Below are 19946 nucleotides of genomic sequence, written 5' to 3'. Positions count from 1 at the left end.
CCCCCCCCCCCCCCCCCCGAAACTATTAATCTATATAGATTTAAATCTAGCTAAACCCTTAAAGCTACAGCTCAAAGAGCAGACTAGAACAATTAATCTTGCTCGCGCTTGCTCAGCGAACCGCCGGCAGCTTCAATCTTCTCTTTAGCTGAAGCAGACCAAGCATCTACGATTAGCTCCAGTTTCACCGAGATTTCCCCAGTGCCCAGAACCTTAACCAAAGAGTTCTTGCGAACCGCTCCCTTGGAAACTAAATCATCAACCGTAACCGCTCCCCCTTCAGGGAAAAGGTCTTGGAGGCGATCCAGGTTCACTACCTGATAGACAGTAGCGAAGGGGTTCTTGAATCCGCGCAGCTTCGGTAGGCGCATATGCAAAGGCATCTGACCACCCTCGAAGCGAGGATGAACGTTCTTGCGAGCTCCCGTACCTTTAGTACCACGCCCAGCAGTCTTACCCTGTGAACCTTCACCGCGACCCACGCGCTTACGACGCTTATTAGCTCCGGGAGCTGGACGCAAATCGTGAAGCCGAATCACGCCCTCTTTAGTGGTCTCCTCTGCCTCGGTTACCTTAGTATCTTCAGCCATTAACCAATCTCCTCTACCTGCACCAAGTGGGCAACTTTACGAATCTGACCACGAATAGCCGGATTATCTTGATGCTCCACACTGTGACGAATCTTGCGCAGACCCAGCGATTGCATAACGCGCCGCTGATTCTGGTTGGTATTCACCAAACCTTTAACCTGGGTGATTTTCAGCTTACTCATCAGGCATTCACCTCTTCAGCTACCCCGTCAGCGGCTTTCTCCGCCTCGTCCTTTTTAGCCTTTTCAGCTTTCTCGGCGCGAGCCTCAGCTTGAGCCCGCAACATTGCCTCGGGAACAACCCGTTCAACCGGAAGTCCACGGCGAGCCGCAACCTCTTCCGGACGCTGCAGCATCTTCAGAGCAGCCACCGTAGCCTGCACGATGTTCAAAGCATTAGCGCTACCCAAAGACTTGGTTAGCACGTCATGAACGCCCGCGCATTCCATGATTGCACGTACCGGACCACCGGCGATTACCCCGGTACCGGGAGAAGCAGGACGAAGCAAAACCACGCCAGCAGCTTTCTCACCCTGTACCACGTGAGTGATAGTGCGCCCAATCATCGGTACTTGGAAGAAGTTCTTCTTCGCGTCCTCCACGCCCTTGGAAATAGCTTGGGGAACCTCTTTAGCCTTACCGTATCCGACACCGACCATGCCTTCACCATCACCGACTACTACCAGAGCGGTGAAAGCGAAACGACGTCCGCCCTTAACTACTTTAGAAACACGGTTAATGGTAACTACGCGCTCTAAATACTGATTCTTTTCCTGCTCACGACGATTGTCGCGGCGGCCCTTACGCCCCCGGTCTTCGCGGCCTTTGCCACGGGATTCCCGGGAATCGGCGTTTTTATTTTCTTCAGCCATTATTTTCCCTCTCCTCTACAGCTTCAGACCGCCATCGCGGGCACCTTCAGCCACCGCGGCGACGCGACCATGATATTTGTTGCCGCCGCGATCAAACACGACAGCCGTGATGCCTGCCTCTAGGGCACGCTTGGCGATACGTTCACCCACCAGGCGAGCCGCATCTACTTTCTTCATCTTCTCGCCTCGCTGCTCCGCTTCCAAGGTGGAAGCTGAAACCAAGGTGTGCCCCAAGTCGTCATTGACAACCTGGGCAACCATGTGGCGGTTAGACCGAGTAACCACCAGACGAGGGCGCTGCGCCGTACCATATACGCGTTTACGAACCCGAATATGGCGGCGCTTGCGAGCGACGAATTTGCCTTTACCTTTAGGGGTATACGACATTTACTTACCCGCCTTTCCGGCCTTGCGACGAACGAATTCGCCCTTGTAACGAATACCTTTGCCCTTATAGGGTTCCGGAGGACGAATCTTACGGATCTTCGCGGCGGTCTCGCCCACTAGCTCTTTGCTAATGCCAGAGATAGTGAAAGATAGCGCGCTATTAACCTTAAATTCGATTCCTTCGGGAGCTTTAAATGGTACCGGGTGCGAGAAGCCTAGCTGCAGCTCAATATCGCTACCGCGAGTCAATACGCGGTAACCGGTCCCCACGATTTCCATTTCTTTGGTGAAACCGTTAGTTACACCCTCAATCATATTGGAAATCAAAGAGCGGGTAAGACCGTGCAAAGAGCGAGCCTGACGAGTTTCTTCTACCCGATCAACCAGAATTTTACCGTCCTCTTCACGAATGGTGAGCGCACCGGTAAAAGTACGTTCCAGCTGACCTTTAGGGCCTTTAACCGAAACATTCAAGCCATCGATTTTTACTTCCACACCTGCCGGTAGGGAAATCGGAGTCTTGCCAATACGTGACATTCCTAATTCCCTCCCTTACCAGATGTAGGCGAGAACTTCCCCGCCTACGCCTTTGTCTTGTGCCTGACGGTCAGTCATAAGGCCAGAGGAGGTGGACAAAATTGCCACCCCAAGGCCTCCCATGACCTTCGGCAACTGAGTGGATTTTGCGTATTTACGCAGACCCGGCTTGGAAACCCGCTTGCAACCGGTGATTGCCCGTTCGCGCTTGCTTCCGTATTTCAGGGTCAAAGTGAGAGTCTTGCCCACACGGGCATCGGTGACTTCACTCTTGGCTATATAGCCCTCATTTTCTAGAATCTTTGCGATTCCCGCCTTCATTTTTGATGAAGGCATAGACACAGTGTCCAAATGCGCCGCATTGGCGTTACGCAGACGTGTAAGCATATCTGCGATGGGATCTGTCATTGTCATTTTGGGGTTCTAACCCTTCCTCGCTGCGGTTTCTGTTTCAGACCTGCAACGTAGTAGTTTTTACCAACTGCTCTTAGTTACGCCCGGCAGTTCGCCCCGCAGAGCGAGCTCACGCAGGCAAACACGGCAAAGTCCAAACTTGCGATACACCGAATGGGGGCGTCCGCAGCGGTTGCACCGTGTGTATCCGCGTACTTTGAACTTCGGCTTACGATTCGCTTTATTCTTCAGCGCCGTTTTCGCCATTAACGTTCCTCCTTAAACGGGAAGCCTAGTAACTTTAGCAGTGCTCGACCTTCTTCATCACTGTTAGCAGTGGTAACCACAGTGATATCCATACCACGTACGCGATCAATCGAGTCCTGATCAATCTCGTGGAACATGGCCTGTTCGGTCAAGCCGAAAGTGTAGTTACCGTGACCATCAAACTGTTTGGGGCTTAGTCCCCTAAAGTCACGGATACGCGGCAGCGCGGTAGAAACCAAACGGTCTACGAACTCCCACATCCGATCGCCACGAATGGTAACGTGAGCGCCGATTGGCTGACCGGCACGCAGTTTGAACTGGGCGATAGATTTGCGTGCCTTAGTGACAACCGGTTTCTGTCCGGTAATCGCGGTCAGGTCACGAATCGCGCCCTCCATTAGTTTGGAGTCATGAGAGGCATCGCCTACACCCATGTTTACGACAACTTTTGCCAGACCTGGAATCTGGTTTACGTTTTCGTATTCAAACTTGTCTTTCAAAGAATTACGGATTTCTTCCTGGTAACGCACTTTTAGGCGCGGAACTAGAGTCTTTTCTTCAGCCATTAGATGTCCTCCCCAGAACGCTTCGCGTAACGTACCCGAACGGTACGCAGACGTCCTCCGCGTTCTGCCTGTTCCTCACGGAAGCCAACCCGGGTAGGCTTCTTGGTCTTGGGATCAACTAGCGCCACATTAGAGATGTGAATCGGAGCTTCCCGGTATTCGATACCGCCGGTTGCCTGTCCCTGCTGGTTCTGACCCGCGCGAGTGTGGTGAGTGCGGATATTAACCCCCTCGACCAGTACGCGGTCACTGGAACGGTATACCTCTAGTACCCGCCCCTGCTTGCCTTTATCCCCTGGTTTAAGGGCGGGCAAACCTTTTTCAGCGCGGCGCTCGTTGCGCTTAGCTAGTTTTTTCTCGTCACTGGTACGGCCAGCAATAACCTCTACCAGATCGCCCTTCTTAATTTTCGCTCCCATTACAGCACCTCCGGAGCCAGCGAGATAATGCGCATGAACTTCTTGTCGCGAAGTTCACGCCCGATCGGCCCGAAAATACGGGTTCCGCGCGGTTCACCACTGGGCTGGATAATAACTGCGGCGTTTTCATCAAAGCGGATGTAGGAACCATCCTGGCGGCGACGCTCTTTACGAGTGCGCACGATTACCGCTTTAACAACTTCGCCTTTCTTGACATTGCCGCCGGGGATAGCGTCTTTAACAGTGGCAACAATGGTGTCACCGATACCTGCAAAACGCCGCCCGGAGCCGCCCAACACGCGAATACAAAGTAGTTCCTTTGCACCCGTGTTGTCAGCGACCTTTAGTCGCGACTCTTGTTGAATCATCGTGTTCTCCTAAAATCGGGATGCAACACACCCCTTAGGTTGTTTCTTCCTGTTGCCCGGCTATGCCGGCTCCCCAGGTAACCGCGAAAGTGGCAGACTCAAAATGCTCTGCTTTTGCAGCGCACAGGTCTCTGCCGCGGCATTCCAGGGCGGAATGCAACTCTCTTAGTTTAGTTTAGAATCGCAGGTAAATGAAAGTTAGCTCCCCTATTTATGCTGTAAGTTTCCTCACCCACAGACTTCCGGCTCGTTGCCGCGTTTATAAAAGAGCCCGCGGCGAGAAAAGTTGGGGGTAAAGATTGCTGCGTCCCATCTTTCCCGATGCCGGGAAATAGCGGATTACTTTTTGCTAGGCACTGTTTCCACGGTCGCTAGCTGGTAGCGATATTCGCGTCCGGAAATATAAGTAAACACCACTTTGGAACCGTCTGGCAGATTTTTGAAAGACGCAAACTGCTGGTTGCCGGCGCTATCGGCAATCGCCAGATTCCCGCACTAAAGCCATCGGCACCGTCTCCGAAGACCAAATCGTCGGCAAAGCCATGCTAATCGTCTCGCCCCCTATCCCACTTCAGCTAAGTCCGTTAGGGTGTTGCGCGGGGATTAGCCTTTTCCGTCCTCATACCAAGAGTAAATACGCATAAAACTAACAGTAACCCCTGGTAGACACTATAATTAGTTCGGCAGTATCCATCGGGAAATGGGGATAAGTCATGCAGCTAACCAGACGCAGAAACGTTACCAGAGCCATCCATTCTGCCGAGCTCGAAGGCCAGGCAGTATCCTCTGATTTCATCGATGATGCCAACGAATATATTAAGGAAACTATAAACGCTGACGAATTGGTTGAACGTACTAAGAATCGGATTATGAAAAGAGAGTCAGTGAGCCCAACCAAGTGATAGATGCAAACCACCAACGCCCTGGTCAGAGATTTAGGTACCAGAAAATATGCCTCCACAAGACCAAGAACCCCATCCGGAACACGGTCAGGAAGATCAGCTGACCCCGTACGCTGAGGTCGCGAACTACCCTACCCCGGTAGAAGCTGCGATAGCATTCGCTGACGCTGCGATGAATCTTGCCGATATGCCGGTGACTGACCCTAGAACCCGCGACCTAGTGCGTCAGGTAGCCGAACAATCCCTCAGCGCCGATGAAGCCGTAAAAATTGGTTTATCCGAGATTTTTAACAAGTAACATTATTCGCGGCAGGGATGAGCATTATGCTCGGGCAAGTGATTTGGCAAGCGTAATGCGAACCAGTTCACTGGTAGTGAGTTGCTGCTCTCTTGCTGTCGCAATCAACGCTCTTTTCATGGCTACCGGAATTTTTACCGATAGAGTTTCACTCCCCTCGCTGCTTAAAGAGCGGGGAGAGCCGTGGATGACCTGACTCAGATTTCTTTCGCCTTCCGGAAATGTTCCTTGTGCGTAACCCCGCTCCCAATCATTTAGCTTCTCATCGGTTATTATTTGTCCGTCTATGGCAGCAAAAGCGCTCATCATTGTTCCTTACATCCCTAGTTCTTTAAGAAAGGCTTTGGTAGGAGGGGTCATAGCATGAAATATTCGCCACCTACCTTGGGAGCCAGCATATATACGCTCATGACCCAGGCTCCAATTCTCTGTTTCATATTCCTGAGCGCGCTGTTCAATTTCAGCGTCAGAGAGTTCAAACTCGTTCATCAGTTCGTCAATCGAGGCCGGTGAAGTCTCTGTGGGAATGAACTCAGATTCTCTGTCTTGTTGCATGCTGATTTCCTTACTCCAAGAATCTTATTTATCGCGGTAATGGGAGCCGCACTGCCAAATTTCGAGTTGAGAGTTCTTGATTCTAAATACGATTCGATTTTTCTCATCGATGCGGACACTCCAGAAACCCATAAATCACCCTTGAGCGGTTCAGGCTTTCCGATGCAGTCGTACCCGTTACGCTTAATATCCGTGATAAGTCGATTTATTCGACGTAACGTCTTTTTGTCGCGAGTCTGCCAAGTGAGGTAATCCTCCCACCCCTCCTCGCTCCACACGATTTGCATGATTACATTCTTCGATCAGATCGTGCGGAACGAGCTGCTTTCTACCTGCTTCGACCTCGTCAATCGCTTTCTTGAGGCGGGAAAGATTCTCCTCTGAGTAAAAGGGGTCAGCCGAAACCTCGAACGGTATCCGACGCTCACGACCAACTTTTTTTGCAAAAATCGTGAACGCTGCACTCATTGAAAGCCCAAGTTCCCGGCAGGCACTTTCCATCAAACGTTTATCGTCTGCCTTTAGTTTGAAATTGACGTTAACGGTGTTGGTTGCCATCTGTATCCACCCCTTTCTCTAAAATATTTTATGAATAAATAAATAAAAATACAGGAGATTTAATTTATTGTTTATGGTGTTTTTATTTATCAAACCAGGCTTGGGGCGTGCTTTAGGAATTGAAAAACCCCGTCACCGCTGGATTGCGACGAGGACGAGGTTTGACGCGCTACCTATACGTAAGGTACGCCGGTGTGTTGACTTTTAGAACGTACATGCCCGAAAATTGGATAGCAGGTGGCCTTGGTCTAACCGGCCAGCACCCATCTGTCCGGCTGTGATTTACAGTCACTTTCCCGGTAAAAATGCACCGTTGGGTTGCATATACATACTCCGTGTGCCTCCTAGAAATCTAGGAGGCACACGCTTTATAACCTGAGGAAGAGAAGAACAGTAGCTCTCTAGTTGCGACTCCGCTTATGAGAGATGGCGAGGCAACCGGCAAAGGCGTCACGACATCCTCATTCGGGGAATTGGAAAACCCATCACCGCGGAATATCAACCTGGACGGGGGAATTCACCTTTCACCTAAGGAATAAACTCCCCAATCCCGAAGCGCAGCGCGGCTGCTTACCGCCTGTGCACAGATTTGCGTCTACGGCTAAGCAGGAACGCGCCAGCGGTGCTGAGGGAAGCGAGAAGCGCTAACGCGGCCAGACCCACAGAACCGGTATTAGATAATGCCGGTTTCTTCCCTGCCGTTGCCGGAGCGCTCTGACCCGGTTTAGGCGAGGAAGCACCCTCACCCGCAGGTTTAGTTTCCGGTTTACCGGTACCAGGGTTAGGGGTGGTTCCAGGCATATCTCCACCTGGTTTCGTACCAGGTTCAGTCGGATCGGTACCTGGTTGCTCGTCAGCCTTTACTATCACTTTCACCGTAATTTCTTCACTGCTGCCATCTTCATAAGTAACGGTGACCACTGCCGAAAGCTCTCCTGCTTCCTCGGTACTGGGCGCATTCCCTTTCCACGCAAACTTGACTTTAGTTAAATCGGTTGGAGCCTGCCCTTTAAACGTAATTACCTTACTTAGTTCCGGCAGTTTCTCACCTTTTTTAACCGTGATTGGATCGGCTTGTGGAGTATAGACATCTTTATCGGGAACAGTCTCAGCTGGACCCAAATCTTCCCAGCAGAAGTCGCCCGAGTCCTTCGCTACCCCAAAGTTGTGGGCGCTAGTGTTATTTTCGAAAACATAGCCGTCTTTAGTCTTAGCTATCAGCTCTTTTGCTTGGTTGATTTCCCAAGTGACCTGCTGGGTATCGTTTGGTTTAATCCAAGTTGCATTCGGCTCTGTTTTCCCATTAGCCATCCATTTATTGCAAGGATCGTTCACCTCAGGGGTCTGCGGAATCTTTACCTTGGTCAAGGGTTTAGCATTAACGCTAATATCCACGGTGATTTCTTCACTGCTGCCATCTGCATAAGTAACAGTGATGGTTCCCCTGATATTACCGACTTTGTCCGTGCTAGGTGTCGGCGCTTTCCAAGCGAACTTCACTTTATCTAAATCGGTAGGCATCTGACCGGGAGTATCCGGGAATTTAACCACGTCTTTAAGCTGCGGAAGAGCATCTCCCACGGTTAGGGAAATCGGGTCAGCGAACGGGTGGTACCGGTCTTTGTCACTCACGCGGGTAAACTTAAATTCCCACGAGGACGTAGCGGAGGGTTTAAGGCTATAACCATCCTTTGCCCTGGCGGTTACGATAACCGTCACCGGAGCATTTACATCAGCCTGATTGGGACTGACATTTACTGTTCCGGTCACTACTTTCCCGTCAACCAGGTATTCAACGCCCTCTACCTCAGGTAAGGTGTAGCTGCCGATATATTCATTCCCGCCTTGGGCAAAGTCGTCATCGCGACTGCTGGGGGCTTTCGGGATCACATAGGCAGTAAAAGTCCAGGTACCCGTGACGGTTTCGTCTTTAGCTATATTCGTGATTGTCTTAGGTTCCCAGCCCTTGAAGTCATAAATCCCCTTATCGGTCACCACCTGCTTCTTCCCGGGTTGGGACAGGGTCACTGTGCTACCAGCAGCAATATCGGATTGCGGGGTTGGTAGCAGCTTTTTCACGTCCTCGGGGAGGGCGTCGAAATCGTTAAAGCGGTAACTGACCGTGTAGGTCTTGGGTGCGTCTTTATAGATGTTGGTAGCAAACTGATTGGTGTTAGTTTTATACGCTAAGAAAATTGCGCTCTTTAACCGTTCCACCTTTGTTTGCGTGGGCAGTTTGTTGTACCAGCCAGATGGCTGCAGACGATTATTTTTAAGGTCGTCCTCCACAGCAGCATCCATCAGCTCTTTAAGTTGAGCGTAGGTGGTGATCTGCTGGGTCTTTCCCTCCCAATCAATAGTGATTGGTTTTAGGTTATCTTTCTTAGCGATCCGCTCGGCATATTGAGCTTTTTTGAAATCCGCCATAGTGCGGTATTTACCGCCACTCACCTTTGAAATAATCACGTCGTCGCTAAACTGAGTATTTTGCGCAACGTTGTCTGGTTTTAGCTGATTAGACAGGTAGGGAACCATACCCTCGTAGTAGCCGTATGCCGAAAGCATTTCCCAGCTTAGGCGCTTAGTGTGGATATCTCCGCTCATACCGTTAGGATTATGGGGTGCTCCATAAATCGGGGTAAACAGGGGAATCGCATAGTAGCCGTTATATTTAGCGGTACCGGTTACTTTCTGCCCATCAACCATGAGTCGATAGGCAACCGCATTCATATCTACCAGGTCATTGATTGTTTTAAGATTCTTAGCCTCATCGACACTGATATTTTCAAACTTTTCATCTTTCTTTTCATCTTTGCCGGACAAGGTGGCTTTATTGAATAGCTTTGCTTTGGTGGCATCGTCTTTGGATAAAGCTACCTCAGCTTCTAAATAATCCAGGGTATAGATTAAATCCATCTGGTTGCCGTAATAGGTTTTCAAATCATCGGCTGTCTGGAAACGATCAGGGGTTTTATTGCCGTAAGGGTTTTGATCGCTGCGATCAAAAATCTGGTTGAGGTCGAAGTTTGCCCCTTTATCAGTGGGATCGTTCTGATGCCAAGGCTCGAACACACCCCGAGTAATCAGTTCGGCACTCGCCCCGGAGCGCTGACCATATCCGGCAAAATGAACTTGATTCGCCATTTGGTGCGTGTGTTCGTGAGCATAGGTGGTCAGCCCGCGATCATCTAGACCATTGGCTAACCAGTAGTGAATCTGCCCGCTATTAATGTCGGCCACTCCATCTGCCTGCGTGAAAGTAAAATAGTAGCCTAACGGGGTCATAAACTCTTTAACTCCGCTGGCAACCCCAGCACCCTGTTTAGGCGACCACCGTTTTGCAGCAGAAGTCTCATTCGGATTCTTAATCTGCTGGTTGTCCCATACGCGGCGGTTACCCACAAGTTGTGCGCGTTGTTTATCCTCTTTTGCTAGGCGATACCAAAAATCCAAATAGTCGGCTTGACGTTCAGCGGCGTATTCAACCTTGTTGTCAAAAGCCTCTAGTTCTTTCCTATAGGCATCTGGATTAGCATCTTTGAGTGCTCGATTTACATAGGTGTCGGTCAGACCGTACATGATGGACTCCACTGTCGAAGCCACATACAGAGAGTTTTCTGACACGTTCAATAGGGCAAGTAGCTCTGCCTGACCGTTGGGTTCCTCCTTGAGCTTGTCGAATACCCGATAGGGAGCAGTTGGGTTTTCTTTCGACTTCTTTTCATAAATTACTGCTTTAGAGGTTTTCCAAAACCAATCAGCAGGGTTTTTACCGGTCTTGGCTACCTGGTCATTTAGGAAAGTCTCTAAATCGGTTTGGTCAGCTATCTTCCCACCTAAAACATCTTTAAACAGTTTAGGAGTAGACAACATTTTGCGCTGGTCGGCGCTCTGCTGCCCAATAGCTTTGACTATATCCAGGGGAGCGTATTCTTTCCCGAAAGCATTATTTTGCGTCATCAGCTGGCGAGCAACCGTAGCGCCCTCTTTTATGTTGAAACCATAGTTACGTTGCAGATAGGCAGCGCCAATCAGGAAACCAGCAGTATCGTTTTTAATCGCGTTTACATAGTAGGTGACGTCTTTATTCTTCCCCGCAGCAGCTACCTGGGAATCTGCTTTTATCATTAGCGGGAGGATTGTTGGTAAATCCTTTTTGATTTGGTTGAATGCGCCCTCCATATCGGAAGCGAGTAAGTACTCTTCTTGGAGCGCCTGGAGTACTACCTCATCCGGGACATCGTTAAGGGTAGGGTACTTATCTTTATTGTCCTTCCAAATCTCTGTCTTTTTACCAAGCTTTTCAGCCAATGTAAAACGGGTCTTTGCAAGTTTGTCCCTGATGGCTTTATCGCGAAAACCAACTTTCTGGAGGTCAGCGAGAACCTGATCTACCACTTGCTGAACCTGTTGCGCTCCTAAAGCGTCTGCGGCATAAGCACGGGAGACAGCCACCGAACCCGTAATGGTGAGCGTTAAGACGGTTGCTAAGGCTAAAGCCAATAGTTTAGATAGGCTCTGCGCGAGTTTTCCACGGAATGGAACATAATAATCCCTCATGATTCCCCAATGCTGTTCGACGCGATATTTTCAACCAATAAAGACTTTTGTATTTACTTACGCAAGTATCCCCTAGCGACCTTGGGTGATGCAACAAATTTCCGGGTTTTAACCCGAAAATGTTAAGAACAGCTCACTGCCATTGATCTGAGCGACTTAAACCAGTTAAGGGCGAGCTAGAGACCGGCGAACAGCGAGCGTCAGACAAACACCCCTATAAGGAATAGGCCAAATCCGGTGACAAGCCTTTAACAACGACGCTAACCGTATCAACACAGCCCGGAACTAACCTACTATGCTTCAAACGGAGAATTGGGAAAACCCCATCACCGCTGGATTGCAACGAGGACGGGGTTTGGCGCGCTCGACAGGATTCGAACCTGCAACCTTCTGATCCGTAGTCAGATGCTCTATCCGTTGAGCCACGAGCGCATTTGCCGTTGCCTTAGCAACTACCCTAGTTTAAGACAGAGCCAATAAGCCCTCCAAATTAGCGACAGCTTATTTAATGTGATTCACACGCTCGATTTGTAGAGCACAAAACATATGGATGCGGGGAATAGTTATATGCCGAAGGACAAGATTTCAAAATACAAGGGGTGCGGGCGCTAAATATGTGGGAGTAATGACAGGAAAAGCAGGGGGAAAGTTTGATTCGAGTAGGTGCGGTGGGCATAAGAATTTGGAAAACGCCGCCACGTTTTCCAAATTCTTGGGCAGGAGGACAAACTTTCCCCCGCACCCACAACTTCCAGACACGTAACCAGGCAAGCACACCCAGCTGAGGAGCATTATCACGCTCCACAGACAAAAGCACCCTCCCAATACCGACAAACCGCCCCAATATCGACCGAAATTCTCATCTCGGGAGGGCGCAACCGCACCGGGAGGGCGAAAACGTCACCCAAACAGGGCGCGGCAGGGCGCAAAACAATTTGCGAATGGGCGAAATTTGAAAATCAAAGGACGCGGATAGCCGGAAAGACCGGAGGAGAGTTTTGTCCAGACAGGTGCGGAGGGCGGTTTATGCCGAAAGACATGATTTCAAAACACAAGGAACGCGACCAGTAAAAGATGTAGGAGTAATGAAGGGCAGGGGGAAAGGTTGGTCCGAGTGGGTGCGGTGGGCATAAGAATTCGGAAAACGTCGCCACGTTTTCCGAATTACTTGGGCAGGAGGACAAACTTTCCCCCGCACGAGCAGAATCTCGGAACACCAGGGTCGCGGCCGGTAAAAGATACGAGAGGGACGAACAATAAATCATTACCTACAAACCGGATACGTCCCCAATCCAACTGATTCCAGCAATCCCTCCAACCGGCAAAGCCGGTCACGGGGTCCCCAGAGTGCTTTTACCGAGCCAGACCCGCAGCGGTAACGTAGCGCGTAGAGGCAGATTTATGCCGAGGGGTAGACATCCTAGCCACCAAGATTCCATAGAATCGGATACCCGGTAATAAATCTAAAAATCTGTAATTCTTAAGGCACTAAATCCGTGAAAATGCCAGAGCATTTTCCGGATTTCGGGGCGCGAGGCAAAATCTGCCCCAGCGCGGTAATTTTCGGCAACTCCACGCAAACTAATCGGTAACGAACTGCATGAACAGCTCATTTAAGGACTGGGCGTCCTCATCGGTTTTGCAGATAACCAAGATAGTATCGTCACCGGCAATACAGCCGAGCACGGCATCAAACCACGCCATATCGATAGCACCCGCGAGCAGTTGCGCTCCCGCCGCCGGGGTGCGCAGCACCACCTGGTTATGCACCACTGCGGACGATACCAGCAGGTCTTGGCACCATTTTGCCAACTTTTCATTCCCGGAGTCTTCTTGTCCTCGCCGTACCCGCACCGGGTAGGGGTCGGGCAACATATAAATTGTTTTGCCGCTGGAGGCTCGAACTTTGGTGGCGCGTAAAGCTAAGAGATCTCGCGATAAAGTGGCTTGGGTGGTAGGGATTCCCCGTTCCGCTAGGTGAGTTAGCAGCTGTGACTGACTGGAAATCTCATGCTGACTGAGAATTTCGCGGATAGCTTCCTCACGTGCAGTTTTAGTAGTTGGTACTGTCCCCATGCCTTTATCTTTCCGCTACATACGCTCGGGAGCTACCACGCCGCAAAGCTCTAAACCATTTGCCAACACTTGCCGCACCGCTTCGTTTAGATGTCTGCGCGCCACGTGAACAGCGGTTATCTCTTCGTCGGAGCGGGGTATTACTCGGCACTGGTTGTACCAAGTGTGATAGCCGGCTGCCAGTTTTTCTAGGTATCTGGGAATCCGGTGAGGTTCGCGTTCGTTAGCCGCCAGTTTAAGTTCTGCCGGGTATTGCGCCAAGATTCCTAATAGTTCGTTATCGGCAGGACTGGAAAGAGTTGAGGCATCATATTTGCCGTCAGCTAGCACTCCGGCTTCGTCTGCGTTGCGTCCTACTGAACAGGTGCGAGCGTGGGCGTATTGCACATAGTAGACCGGGTTCTCATTTGAATGTGAACGCAGTAAATCTAAATCTATATCTACGGTGGAATCCATTGATACTCGCACCAGCGAATAGCGAGCCGCGTCCACTCCTACCGCGTCTACCAGGTCATCTAGGGTGATTACTGTGCCGGCACGTTTGGACATTTTTACTTCTACGCCGTTTTCTTTCAGATTCACCATCTGCCCGATAATTATTTCTAGGCTTTCTCCTGGCTGTCCCCCGAATGCGGCACACATGGCGTACATACGGTCAATATAGCCATGATGGTCGGCTCCTAGAATCAAGATTTCTTCGGTGGCTCCCCGGCGCTGTTTATCCCGATAGTAGGCAATATCGGCTGCAAAATAGGCGGGGTCGCCATCAGATTTCAAAATAACGCGGTCTTTGTCGTCACCATATTTTGTGGACTTTAGCCAGGTAGCACCATCTTGCTCATAGATTACTCCGCGCGAACGCAGCTCTTCTATTGCGGCGTTTACTGCCCCGGAAGTGTGCAGCTCGTCCTCGTGGAAGAAAACATCAAAATCGGCTCGGAAGCTGTGTAGGCAGTCTTTAATTTCCTGGAACATCAGACCGGTGCCCACCTCGCGGAAGTATTCTTCCACTTGGGTCTGGGTGCGGTTTTCCAGTTCTATGCCTTCTTTTTTGGCTTGCTCGGCAACCCTGTTAGCTATGTCGAGGACATATTGTCCGCCGTATCCATCTTCGGGCACTTCTGTTCCTTGCCAGCGCGCCACTAATGATTTAGTGAAACGGCTAATCTGTGCTCCGTGGTCGTTGAAATAGTATTCGCGAGTAACTTCTGCCCCGCAGGCTGCCAAAATCCGGCAGAGGGTGTCGCCGACTGCCGCCCAGCGTCCTCCGCCTAGATGGATGGGACCGGTGGGGTTGGCGGAAACATATTCCACATTGACATGTTTTCCGCTCAAATCTCGACTGTGACCATAGGTTTTCCCGGCTTGCAGGATTGTGCCTACCAGTGCGCCCGCCGCTCCTGCTTCTAGCCATATGTTTACGAATCCCGGACCGGCTACCTCGGTTTTGGTGATTCCTTCAACCTGGTCGAGTTGGGAGGTAATTTTGGTGGCGAGGTCGCGCGGCGCTATCCCGGCTTTTTTGGCTAATTGCATGGCGATATTGGTGGACCAATCACCATTTCCTCGCGAGCGGGGTCGTTCCACTTTTACGGTGACAGGAATGGTATCTGTGGTTAAGCCGATTTCTTCGCTCAGATTTCCTAGAATCTCGCGGATTAGGGCGCTTAGTTCTTCTGGAGTCATGCTTTAAGCCTAGACTGCCGGGCGTATTTCCTGCCAAATCTGGCGAGTTAGCCCACATCTTTGCTGGCTGGCAGAATGGGAATATGACTGACCAGGTTTACCATAAAGTCGATAACCGCCACCCGGAAGCTTTGGAATTGGAGGAGCTGGGGTTAAAGTGGCTGGCTGAGCCGATGTGTCGCGGCGGGGCGCACGTGGTGCGGGTTGCGGATTCTGGGCGCGGATACCTTGATACTGAGCTGATTCCGCAGGCGGCGATTACTCCCCAGGCGGCGCGTTCATTTGGGGCTGCTTTGGCGTTTACTCATGCGGGCGGGGCGGATTGGTATGGTCAGCCGCCTCTAGGCTATTCAGGTCCTGGTTTTATGGGACGTTCCAGTTTGGATTTGATTTACGAGGACGATGGGCGAAGCTGGGGAGAGTTTTTCGCGGTTCACCGGATTATGCCGAATCTGCCACCTGCCCTTGCTAATGGCTCTATTGATAGGGCGGGGGCTGTGGTTTTAGAAAAGCTGGCGCAGCGTTTGCGCGACGGGGTTTTTGACGTTCCCGAACCGGAGCTGGTGAAGTCGCGGGCTTCACGTATTCATGGTGACTTGTGGACTGGGAATATTATTTGGGCTCCCTCTAGGGATTTAAAGCGTTTTCCGTCTTTGGCGGGACGGGGAGATAACCGGAATTTACCTCTTCCCGAGGTGGTGGGGGTGCTAATTGACCCGGCTCCTTCTGGTGGTCACGCGGAGTCGGATTTGGCTGCGCTTGGGGTTTTTGGGCAGCCTTATCTGGAGGAAATCTACCGGGGCTACAACCAGGTTTCTCCCCTGGCTTCCGGCTGGCAGGAACGGATTAATCTGCATCAAATCCATATGCTCGCGGTTCATGCTAATCTTTTTGGTGGCTCTTATGGATCTCATACGGTGGATTTGGCGCGTCAATACTTATAGCTCTTGGTTATCGCGGTGCTTTCCGCAGTTTTGTAGGTTTTCCGGGAGGGAGATGGGGCGTAGGTTTTGAACGTGCAGGTTTATACTCTCCTCGGTGTTTTTTAGGTGTTTAACTGATTAGGGACTTTTTGATTTGCCGTTTTGGCGCTCATGTTAGGTACAAGAAAAACAGGTTAGGCTAGTTTTCATGAATCATATTGTTGCTTTAGTTATGGGCATGGTTTTACTGGCGGGTTCGGTCTGGATTCGGCACGGCAGCGCGAGGGCGCGTTTTTGGGTTCCAAAGAAAAGGAAAGATATTTCTCGTTCTGGGATTCTAATAATTGATGAACGTTGGGTGTTAGTGTTTTTACCTGCCCTGGGTCTTTTTTTCTTGATGATTGGCGCTATACTTCCGGCTTATGCATTCGGTAAACCCTGGAGCTACCTGTTTGTTACTTTATGTTTGTTTGGCGCGATTGTGGGGTTAATAGGAATGGTTTGGGGATTGACTAATCTCTACTATCCTGAGAGGCTACGACCGGCTTGGCTGCGTGAATACTACCGTCTCCTGGGTTATTCCCCTTCTCGCGGCTTAACTCTGGCTCCAAAGTGGTATCGCGAGCACCTCCAGGATGGACACCTAGAGAACCCGCGACTTCGCACCGCTCAGGGTAAAACAGAGCCTACTATCGAGAGCGCAACTAAGAAACAGTCCAAGAAAGTCAATCGCAGTAAACGTAAACCGCACTAAGACACTGTCGCTAAAGTTAGCTTGTTTTATAGAATCTATGAGCGATTTTAGCCATCCAGATAACTTCCAGAAATCATCCAGATATAAGACAGTTCTTAGTGTCACTATTGGGGCATAGCGAGAATAGGAGATTGAAACTGATGACCAATAAAAATAATTCGAACTGGCCTCAAGACCCGAATCAGCCGATTGATAACTGGGAAATGGATGACTGGCAAAGTGCTGGTTGGCCAGGTGAAACTCAAAGTGACACTCAAAGCGACCACCCTAATGTGTCGGCAGTAAATACTTCGATACCAACAAGTAATACTGCTGCTAGCACCCTAGGTGACCAGGAGGATTCCCCGGCAGCTATGCCTGAGCTACAGGGGAGAATCACCAGTGTCCAGCCAGGTTCTACCGGTTTGCCGGTAGAAGATAACAGAACCGCTGCTTATCCTTACGCCACTCCTAAGGAAAGCGACAGCCACCAGGGTGCTCACATAGCGTCCTATGAAATGTCCGCAGAGCCCGAAACAAATAACTTCTTGAACAATGGCTTTGGGCGAGAGGCGCAAGCGCCCTCTGTTTCCGAAAATCAATTCCCGCCCTCCTCCCCTTATGAAAGCGCCCACACCACCTTTGAGGGCAGTTTTTATAATCAAACTCCTTACCAGCCCGCTTCGGTGGCAGGACAGTTCCCTCAAAGTGGGCAGGGAACTTGGGAACCCTCCCCGATGCCGGAAAAGAGTAAGGAAAAGAGCAAACGCGGACCTGGTTGGCTGTCAACTATTGCGATTGCAGTTACCGCCTCGCTGGCTTGCTGGGGATTAGTAGCTTATATGAACGCCGATAACACCACCTCTTTGGGAACTTCCCAGAGTAAAATCGCCACTCAAGCACCAGTGGTACAGGCCAGTGGTAAAGCCACTGATTGGGAAACGGTAGCAAAAACTGTCCAGCCGTCCGTTGTGGCTATTCAGGTAGCTTCTGGGAGCTCAGGGGAAACCGGCTCCGGGGTTATTTTTGATCAAGCGGGACACGTAATCACCAACTATCACGTAGTGGCAGCGGCGATTACTGGAAATAGCAAAGTGCAAATCACCTTACATAACGGCAAAATTTATGATGCGCAAGTGGTGGGGGCAGATGCTTCTACTGACCTGGCGGTTCTAAAATTCACTAACCCTCCAAAGACGCTAGAGATGGCTTCACTAGGTAGTTCCACTGATTTGCGGGTAGCACAACCAGTAGCCGCGATTGGTTCTCCGCTAGGACTAGAAAACACGGTAACTACCGGCATTATTTCTGCCCTAGACAGACCGGTGGCGGTTACTCAATCTTCAGGGGAGAAACGCTCCGGGATTGAGATTCCGGGACTAAATGAGCGCTCGGGAAGTGGCCAACAAGTTGTAACTAACGCTATTCAGGTGGATGCGGCCATCAATCCTGGTAACTCAGGTGGTCCGTTATTTAACGCATCTGGTCAAGTAATCGGGATTACTTCCTCAATTGCTTCTTTGGGCTCGAATAGTTCCGGTCAATCCGGTTCGATTGGTATCGGGTTCGCCATTCCGGTGAATCTGGTTAAAAACGTGGCAGATCAAATCCTTAAGACCGGGAAAGTTACCCACGCCGTGTTAGGGGTAACTATTAAGACCGGAATAGCAAAAGTAGCTGGGGAATCTCAAGTAGGAGCAGCTGTAGAGCAAGTGGTTCCTGGTTCGGCTGCCGACAAGGCTGGACTAAAGAGTGGCGATTTGATTACCAAGATTGACAAGCACGATATTAGTTCTGGAACAGCTTTAACCGGGTATGTACGTTGGTATAAACCAGGTGACCAAGTTACTTTAACCTTGCTGCGTTCCGATGGGGAACATCAAATTAAGGTAACTTTAGGGGCTGAATCTACGCTCCAGAGATAACTGCTGATTTTCTGGACATAAATAAATCGGGGGTATTTCCCATGGGAAATACCCCCGATTTATTTGCAAGTATTCACTTATTTTAAGAAGTAAAGGAACGGAAGAATCCGCCTACCCAAGAGAATACTCGCACGAAGAACACGCGTACCTTAACTACGAAACTCTCAGATTCCTCTGCATTATTGTCAGGGGTAACGCTCGGTTCTGGTACTGCGGTGGGAGGAGCATCCGGAATCGGAGCCTCCGTAAAGGTAGGTTCTGAGGTAGAGGTAGTAGGTTCTGAGCTGGGCTTGCTGCTGGGCTCTGGTTGAACTTCCGGCTCCGAAGTAGGCTGCGGGGAAGTAGTTGGTTCTTGAGTAGGCTCAGCCGAGGGAGAGGGAGTAGTCGGGTTTTCACTGGGCGTACTGCTGGGCTGCCCAGAGGCATCCGGAGAAGGTTTGCTAGTTTCGGATGGCACTTCCGGTTGGGTTGGTTGGGTAGTTGGCTTCGGGTCTTCACTAGGTTTCGGAGAAACCGTGGGTTGCTCACTGGGCGGAACCGGTTGTGAACCCGCGGGGTATCCCAAATGCCGTTCCAGACCTTGCAAGGCTAAGGCCACATCTGCATCTGTAATCGGGTTTTTGAAGTCTTTGACCCCTGCCATACCGGCGGCCATTAAATCACCCTTACAAGTATGGTCTACCCCTAAAAGATGTCCCAGCTCATGGGCAACGGTCGAAACCTGGGTTAGCCAGCCGCTGCGATCGAGACGTAGGTACAGAAGCCGTTGTGCAGCATAGGCAGTACCGATAGCCTTACCCTCGGAATAAGGAGAATCGATTACCCGTACCGGGCGATTAGCCATCGAGTCCACGAATTGGAAGGTAATTTTTCCGCCACTGCGTTCGGTCCACATCTTGGTGGCGGCTTCAATCGCCGGGCGGAATTTAGTGTTCCCCAAGTACAGCGACAAAGTATAGGAATCGGCACTGGTAGCACCAATCAAGAAAACATCCAGGTTACTAATTGGTTGCCCTTTGGCGACCTGGTTATGCATTACCCGGCATTCTCGCACCGTGGGTGTCCGATCAGCTGCCTGTACATTTTGATTACCAGAAACCGCTAGCAGTCCTCCTAGCGCCAATCCCACCATTGTTAGGGTTCCTAATAGGACATTCTTTTTCCTCGTCATTGTCATAGTTAAATACTACTAAGCCAAAAGATTAAAGCAAGGTGAAAATAATATCCAAGCTGAGAGCTTCTTCATATCTACCTTTCCTTGGGAGCTTCAATAAAAACTACCCTTAGTAGCTAATCAGACAGCCACTTCTTCTGGGTATTATCTCCTCTTCG

Annotated in this window: 23 protein-coding genes, 1 tRNA gene and 1 pseudogene; 5 read left to right on the top strand and 20 right to left on the bottom strand. The window is 50.5% G+C overall.

The genetic code is table 11. From position 1 onward, the window contains the following. Positions 1-92: 92 nt before the first annotated feature. From rplO to PG728_RS06730, 11 genes are read right to left on the bottom strand one after another with little or no spacing between them, the layout of a single operon-like run. On the bottom strand, positions 93-590 hold the full coding sequence (gene rplO / locus PG728_RS06780) for a 50S ribosomal protein L15 (RefSeq protein WP_270626572.1): 498 nt from the start codon (positions 588-590) through the stop codon (positions 93-95). Further along, entirely contained in the window at positions 590-772 is a 183-nt protein-coding gene (rpmD, locus tag PG728_RS06775; protein ID WP_072510300.1) for a 50S ribosomal protein L30, read from the bottom strand. The genes rplO and rpmD overlap by 1 nt, the downstream gene beginning before the upstream one ends. Next, positions 772-1461, bottom strand: coding sequence for a 30S ribosomal protein S5 (gene rpsE / locus PG728_RS06770; protein ID WP_270626570.1), 690 nt, complete (start codon positions 1459-1461; stop codon positions 772-774). Before rpsE ends, rpmD begins: the two co-directional genes overlap by 1 nt. 15 nt (positions 1462-1476) lie before the next feature. After that, positions 1477-1848, bottom strand: a complete 372-nt coding sequence (gene rplR, locus PG728_RS06765) for a 50S ribosomal protein L18 (RefSeq protein WP_270626568.1) — start codon at positions 1846-1848, stop codon at positions 1477-1479. After that, a complete protein-coding gene (gene rplF / locus PG728_RS06760; RefSeq protein WP_072510303.1) occupies positions 1849-2385 on the bottom strand; it encodes a 50S ribosomal protein L6 in 537 nt (178 codons plus the stop codon). Between the two features lie 15 nt (positions 2386-2400). Continuing rightward, the gene (gene rpsH, locus PG728_RS06755) at positions 2401-2799 is read right to left on the bottom strand and encodes a 30S ribosomal protein S8 (protein ID WP_270626566.1); all 399 of its coding nucleotides are present in this window, start codon (positions 2797-2799) and stop codon (positions 2401-2403) included. 60 nt (positions 2800-2859) lie between these two features. Continuing rightward, positions 2860-3045, bottom strand: coding sequence for a type Z 30S ribosomal protein S14 (locus PG728_RS06750; protein WP_072510305.1), 186 nt, complete (start codon positions 3043-3045; stop codon positions 2860-2862). Then, the gene (rplE, locus tag PG728_RS06745; protein ID WP_072510306.1) at positions 3045-3611 is read right to left on the bottom strand and encodes a 50S ribosomal protein L5; all 567 of its coding nucleotides are present in this window, start codon (positions 3609-3611) and stop codon (positions 3045-3047) included. Before rplE ends, PG728_RS06750 begins: the two co-directional genes overlap by 1 nt. Continuing rightward, entirely contained in the window at positions 3611-4030 is a 420-nt protein-coding gene (gene rplX, locus PG728_RS06740) for a 50S ribosomal protein L24 (protein ID WP_072510307.1), read from the bottom strand. Before rplX ends, rplE begins: the two co-directional genes overlap by 1 nt. Continuing rightward, positions 4030-4398, bottom strand: coding sequence for a 50S ribosomal protein L14 (gene rplN / locus PG728_RS06735; protein WP_024059755.1), 369 nt, complete (start codon positions 4396-4398; stop codon positions 4030-4032). Before rplN ends, rplX begins: the two co-directional genes overlap by 1 nt. 34 nt (positions 4399-4432) lie before the next feature. Next, on the bottom strand, positions 4433-4558 hold the full coding sequence (locus PG728_RS06730) for a hypothetical protein (RefSeq protein WP_270626562.1): 126 nt from the start codon (positions 4556-4558) through the stop codon (positions 4433-4435). 553 nt (positions 4559-5111) lie between these two features. On the opposite strand from PG728_RS06730, the gene PG728_RS06725 reads away from it, so the two are divergent. Further along, positions 5112-5300 carry an antitoxin VbhA family protein gene (locus PG728_RS06725; RefSeq protein WP_270626560.1) on the top strand — a complete coding sequence of 63 codons (189 nt, stop codon included), beginning with the start codon at positions 5112-5114 and terminating at the stop codon, positions 5298-5300. A gap of 49 nt (positions 5301-5349) precedes the next feature. Then, positions 5350-5598 carry a hypothetical protein gene (locus PG728_RS06720; RefSeq protein WP_270626558.1) on the top strand — a complete coding sequence of 83 codons (249 nt, stop codon included), beginning with the start codon at positions 5350-5352 and terminating at the stop codon, positions 5596-5598. 24 nt (positions 5599-5622) lie between these two features. On the opposite strand, the gene PG728_RS06715 is transcribed toward PG728_RS06720, so the two are convergent. The 8 genes and pseudogenes from PG728_RS06715 to argS all read right to left on the bottom strand — a co-directional run bounded on the left by PG728_RS06715 (position 5623) and on the right by argS (position 15033). Further along, positions 5623-5907, bottom strand: coding sequence for a hypothetical protein (locus PG728_RS06715; protein WP_270626557.1), 285 nt, complete (start codon positions 5905-5907; stop codon positions 5623-5625). 6 nt (positions 5908-5913) lie between these two features. Next, positions 5914-6153: a hypothetical protein gene (locus PG728_RS06710; protein ID WP_270626555.1), complete on the bottom strand. Its 240-nt coding sequence runs from the start codon at positions 6151-6153 to the stop codon at positions 5914-5916. 24 nt (positions 6154-6177) lie between these two features. Beyond that, a pseudogene (locus tag PG728_RS06705) lies at positions 6178-6440 on the bottom strand (Txe/YoeB family addiction module toxin). Then, complete coding sequence (locus PG728_RS09325) at positions 6337-6711, bottom strand: type II toxin-antitoxin system RelB/DinJ family antitoxin (protein WP_333558168.1); 375 nt, start codon at positions 6709-6711, stop codon at positions 6337-6339. Before PG728_RS09325 ends, PG728_RS06705 begins: the two are co-directional and overlap by 104 nt. A 570-nt stretch (positions 6712-7281) precedes the next feature. Beyond that, complete coding sequence (locus tag PG728_RS06695) at positions 7282-11271, bottom strand: ZmpA/ZmpB/ZmpC family metallo-endopeptidase (RefSeq protein WP_270626553.1); 3990 nt, start codon at positions 11269-11271, stop codon at positions 7282-7284. 356 nt (positions 11272-11627) lie between these two features. Continuing rightward, positions 11628-11703: transfer RNA gene (locus tag PG728_RS06690), tRNA-Arg, on the bottom strand. A gap of 1149 nt (positions 11704-12852) precedes the next feature. Next, positions 12853-13347, bottom strand: coding sequence for an arginine repressor (locus PG728_RS06685; protein WP_270626552.1), 495 nt, complete (start codon positions 13345-13347; stop codon positions 12853-12855). 15 nt (positions 13348-13362) lie between these two features. Beyond that, the gene (gene argS / locus PG728_RS06680; protein WP_270626550.1) at positions 13363-15033 is read right to left on the bottom strand and encodes an arginine--tRNA ligase; all 1671 of its coding nucleotides are present in this window, start codon (positions 15031-15033) and stop codon (positions 13363-13365) included. An 83-nt stretch (positions 15034-15116) separates the two neighbouring features. Between argS and PG728_RS06675 the strand changes: the two genes are divergently transcribed. The 3 genes from PG728_RS06675 (at position 15117) to PG728_RS06665 (ending at position 18614) form a co-directional block, all read left to right on the top strand. Then, complete coding sequence (locus PG728_RS06675) at positions 15117-15977, top strand: fructosamine kinase family protein (protein WP_270626549.1); 861 nt, start codon at positions 15117-15119, stop codon at positions 15975-15977. 187 nt (positions 15978-16164) lie between these two features. Next, on the top strand, positions 16165-16710 hold the full coding sequence (locus PG728_RS06670; protein ID WP_270626547.1) for a hypothetical protein: 546 nt from the start codon (positions 16165-16167) through the stop codon (positions 16708-16710). Between the two features lie 140 nt (positions 16711-16850). Further along, positions 16851-18614 carry a S1C family serine protease gene (locus PG728_RS06665; protein WP_270626546.1) on the top strand — a complete coding sequence of 588 codons (1764 nt, stop codon included), beginning with the start codon at positions 16851-16853 and terminating at the stop codon, positions 18612-18614. Between the two features lie 82 nt (positions 18615-18696). Here the strand turns inward: PG728_RS06665 and PG728_RS06660 are convergent, their stop codons facing one another. Next, positions 18697-19785, bottom strand: coding sequence for a hypothetical protein (locus PG728_RS06660; protein WP_270626545.1), 1089 nt, complete (start codon positions 19783-19785; stop codon positions 18697-18699). Positions 19786-19946: the final 161 nt, after the last annotated feature.

The organism is Varibaculum timonense, assembly GCF_027694345.1.
Classification (GTDB): Bacteria; Actinomycetota; Actinomycetes; order Actinomycetales; family Actinomycetaceae; genus Varibaculum; species Varibaculum timonense_A.
Note: the sequence above shows the minus strand (reverse complement) of the source record. Positions and strands in the feature narration are given on the sequence as shown.

Coding starts and splice junctions, on each gene's coding strand:
- PG728_RS06670 (WP_270626547.1), top strand. CDS start 16,165: ATGAATCATATTGTTGCTTTAGTTATGGGCATGGTTTTACTGGCGGGT.
- rplN (WP_024059755.1), bottom strand. CDS start 4,398: ATGATTCAACAAGAGTCGCGACTAAAGGTCGCTGACAACACGGGTGCA.
- PG728_RS06720 (WP_270626558.1), top strand. CDS start 5,350: ATGCCTCCACAAGACCAAGAACCCCATCCGGAACACGGTCAGGAAGAT.
- PG728_RS06685 (WP_270626552.1), bottom strand. CDS start 13,347: ATGGGGACAGTACCAACTACTAAAACTGCACGTGAGGAAGCTATCCGC.
- PG728_RS06660 (WP_270626545.1), bottom strand. CDS start 19,785: ATGACGAGGAAAAAGAATGTCCTATTAGGAACCCTAACAATGGTGGGA.
- rpmD (WP_072510300.1), bottom strand. CDS start 772: ATGAGTAAGCTGAAAATCACCCAGGTTAAAGGTTTGGTGAATACCAAC.
- rplX (WP_072510307.1), bottom strand. CDS start 4,030: ATGGGAGCGAAAATTAAGAAGGGCGATCTGGTAGAGGTTATTGCTGGC.
- PG728_RS06750 (WP_072510305.1), bottom strand. CDS start 3,045: ATGGCGAAAACGGCGCTGAAGAATAAAGCGAATCGTAAGCCGAAGTTC.
- rplO (WP_270626572.1), bottom strand. CDS start 590: ATGGCTGAAGATACTAAGGTAACCGAGGCAGAGGAGACCACTAAAGAG.
- PG728_RS06710 (WP_270626555.1), bottom strand. CDS start 6,153: ATGCAACAAGACAGAGAATCTGAGTTCATTCCCACAGAGACTTCACCG.
- argS (WP_270626550.1), bottom strand. CDS start 15,033: ATGACTCCAGAAGAACTAAGCGCCCTAATCCGCGAGATTCTAGGAAAT.
- PG728_RS09325 (WP_333558168.1), bottom strand. CDS start 6,711: ATGGCAACCAACACCGTTAACGTCAATTTCAAACTAAAGGCAGACGAT.
- PG728_RS06715 (WP_270626557.1), bottom strand. CDS start 5,907: ATGATGAGCGCTTTTGCTGCCATAGACGGACAAATAATAACCGATGAG.
- rpsH (WP_270626566.1), bottom strand. CDS start 2,799: ATGACAATGACAGATCCCATCGCAGATATGCTTACACGTCTGCGTAAC.
- rplR (WP_270626568.1), bottom strand. CDS start 1,848: ATGTCGTATACCCCTAAAGGTAAAGGCAAATTCGTCGCTCGCAAGCGC.
- rpsE (WP_270626570.1), bottom strand. CDS start 1,461: ATGGCTGAAGAAAATAAAAACGCCGATTCCCGGGAATCCCGTGGCAAA.
- PG728_RS06695 (WP_270626553.1), bottom strand. CDS start 11,271: ATGAGGGATTATTATGTTCCATTCCGTGGAAAACTCGCGCAGAGCCTA.
- PG728_RS06675 (WP_270626549.1), top strand. CDS start 15,117: ATGACTGACCAGGTTTACCATAAAGTCGATAACCGCCACCCGGAAGCT.
- rplF (WP_072510303.1), bottom strand. CDS start 2,385: ATGTCACGTATTGGCAAGACTCCGATTTCCCTACCGGCAGGTGTGGAA.
- PG728_RS06665 (WP_270626546.1), top strand. CDS start 16,851: ATGACCAATAAAAATAATTCGAACTGGCCTCAAGACCCGAATCAGCCG.
- PG728_RS06725 (WP_270626560.1), top strand. CDS start 5,112: ATGCAGCTAACCAGACGCAGAAACGTTACCAGAGCCATCCATTCTGCC.
- rplE (WP_072510306.1), bottom strand. CDS start 3,611: ATGGCTGAAGAAAAGACTCTAGTTCCGCGCCTAAAAGTGCGTTACCAG.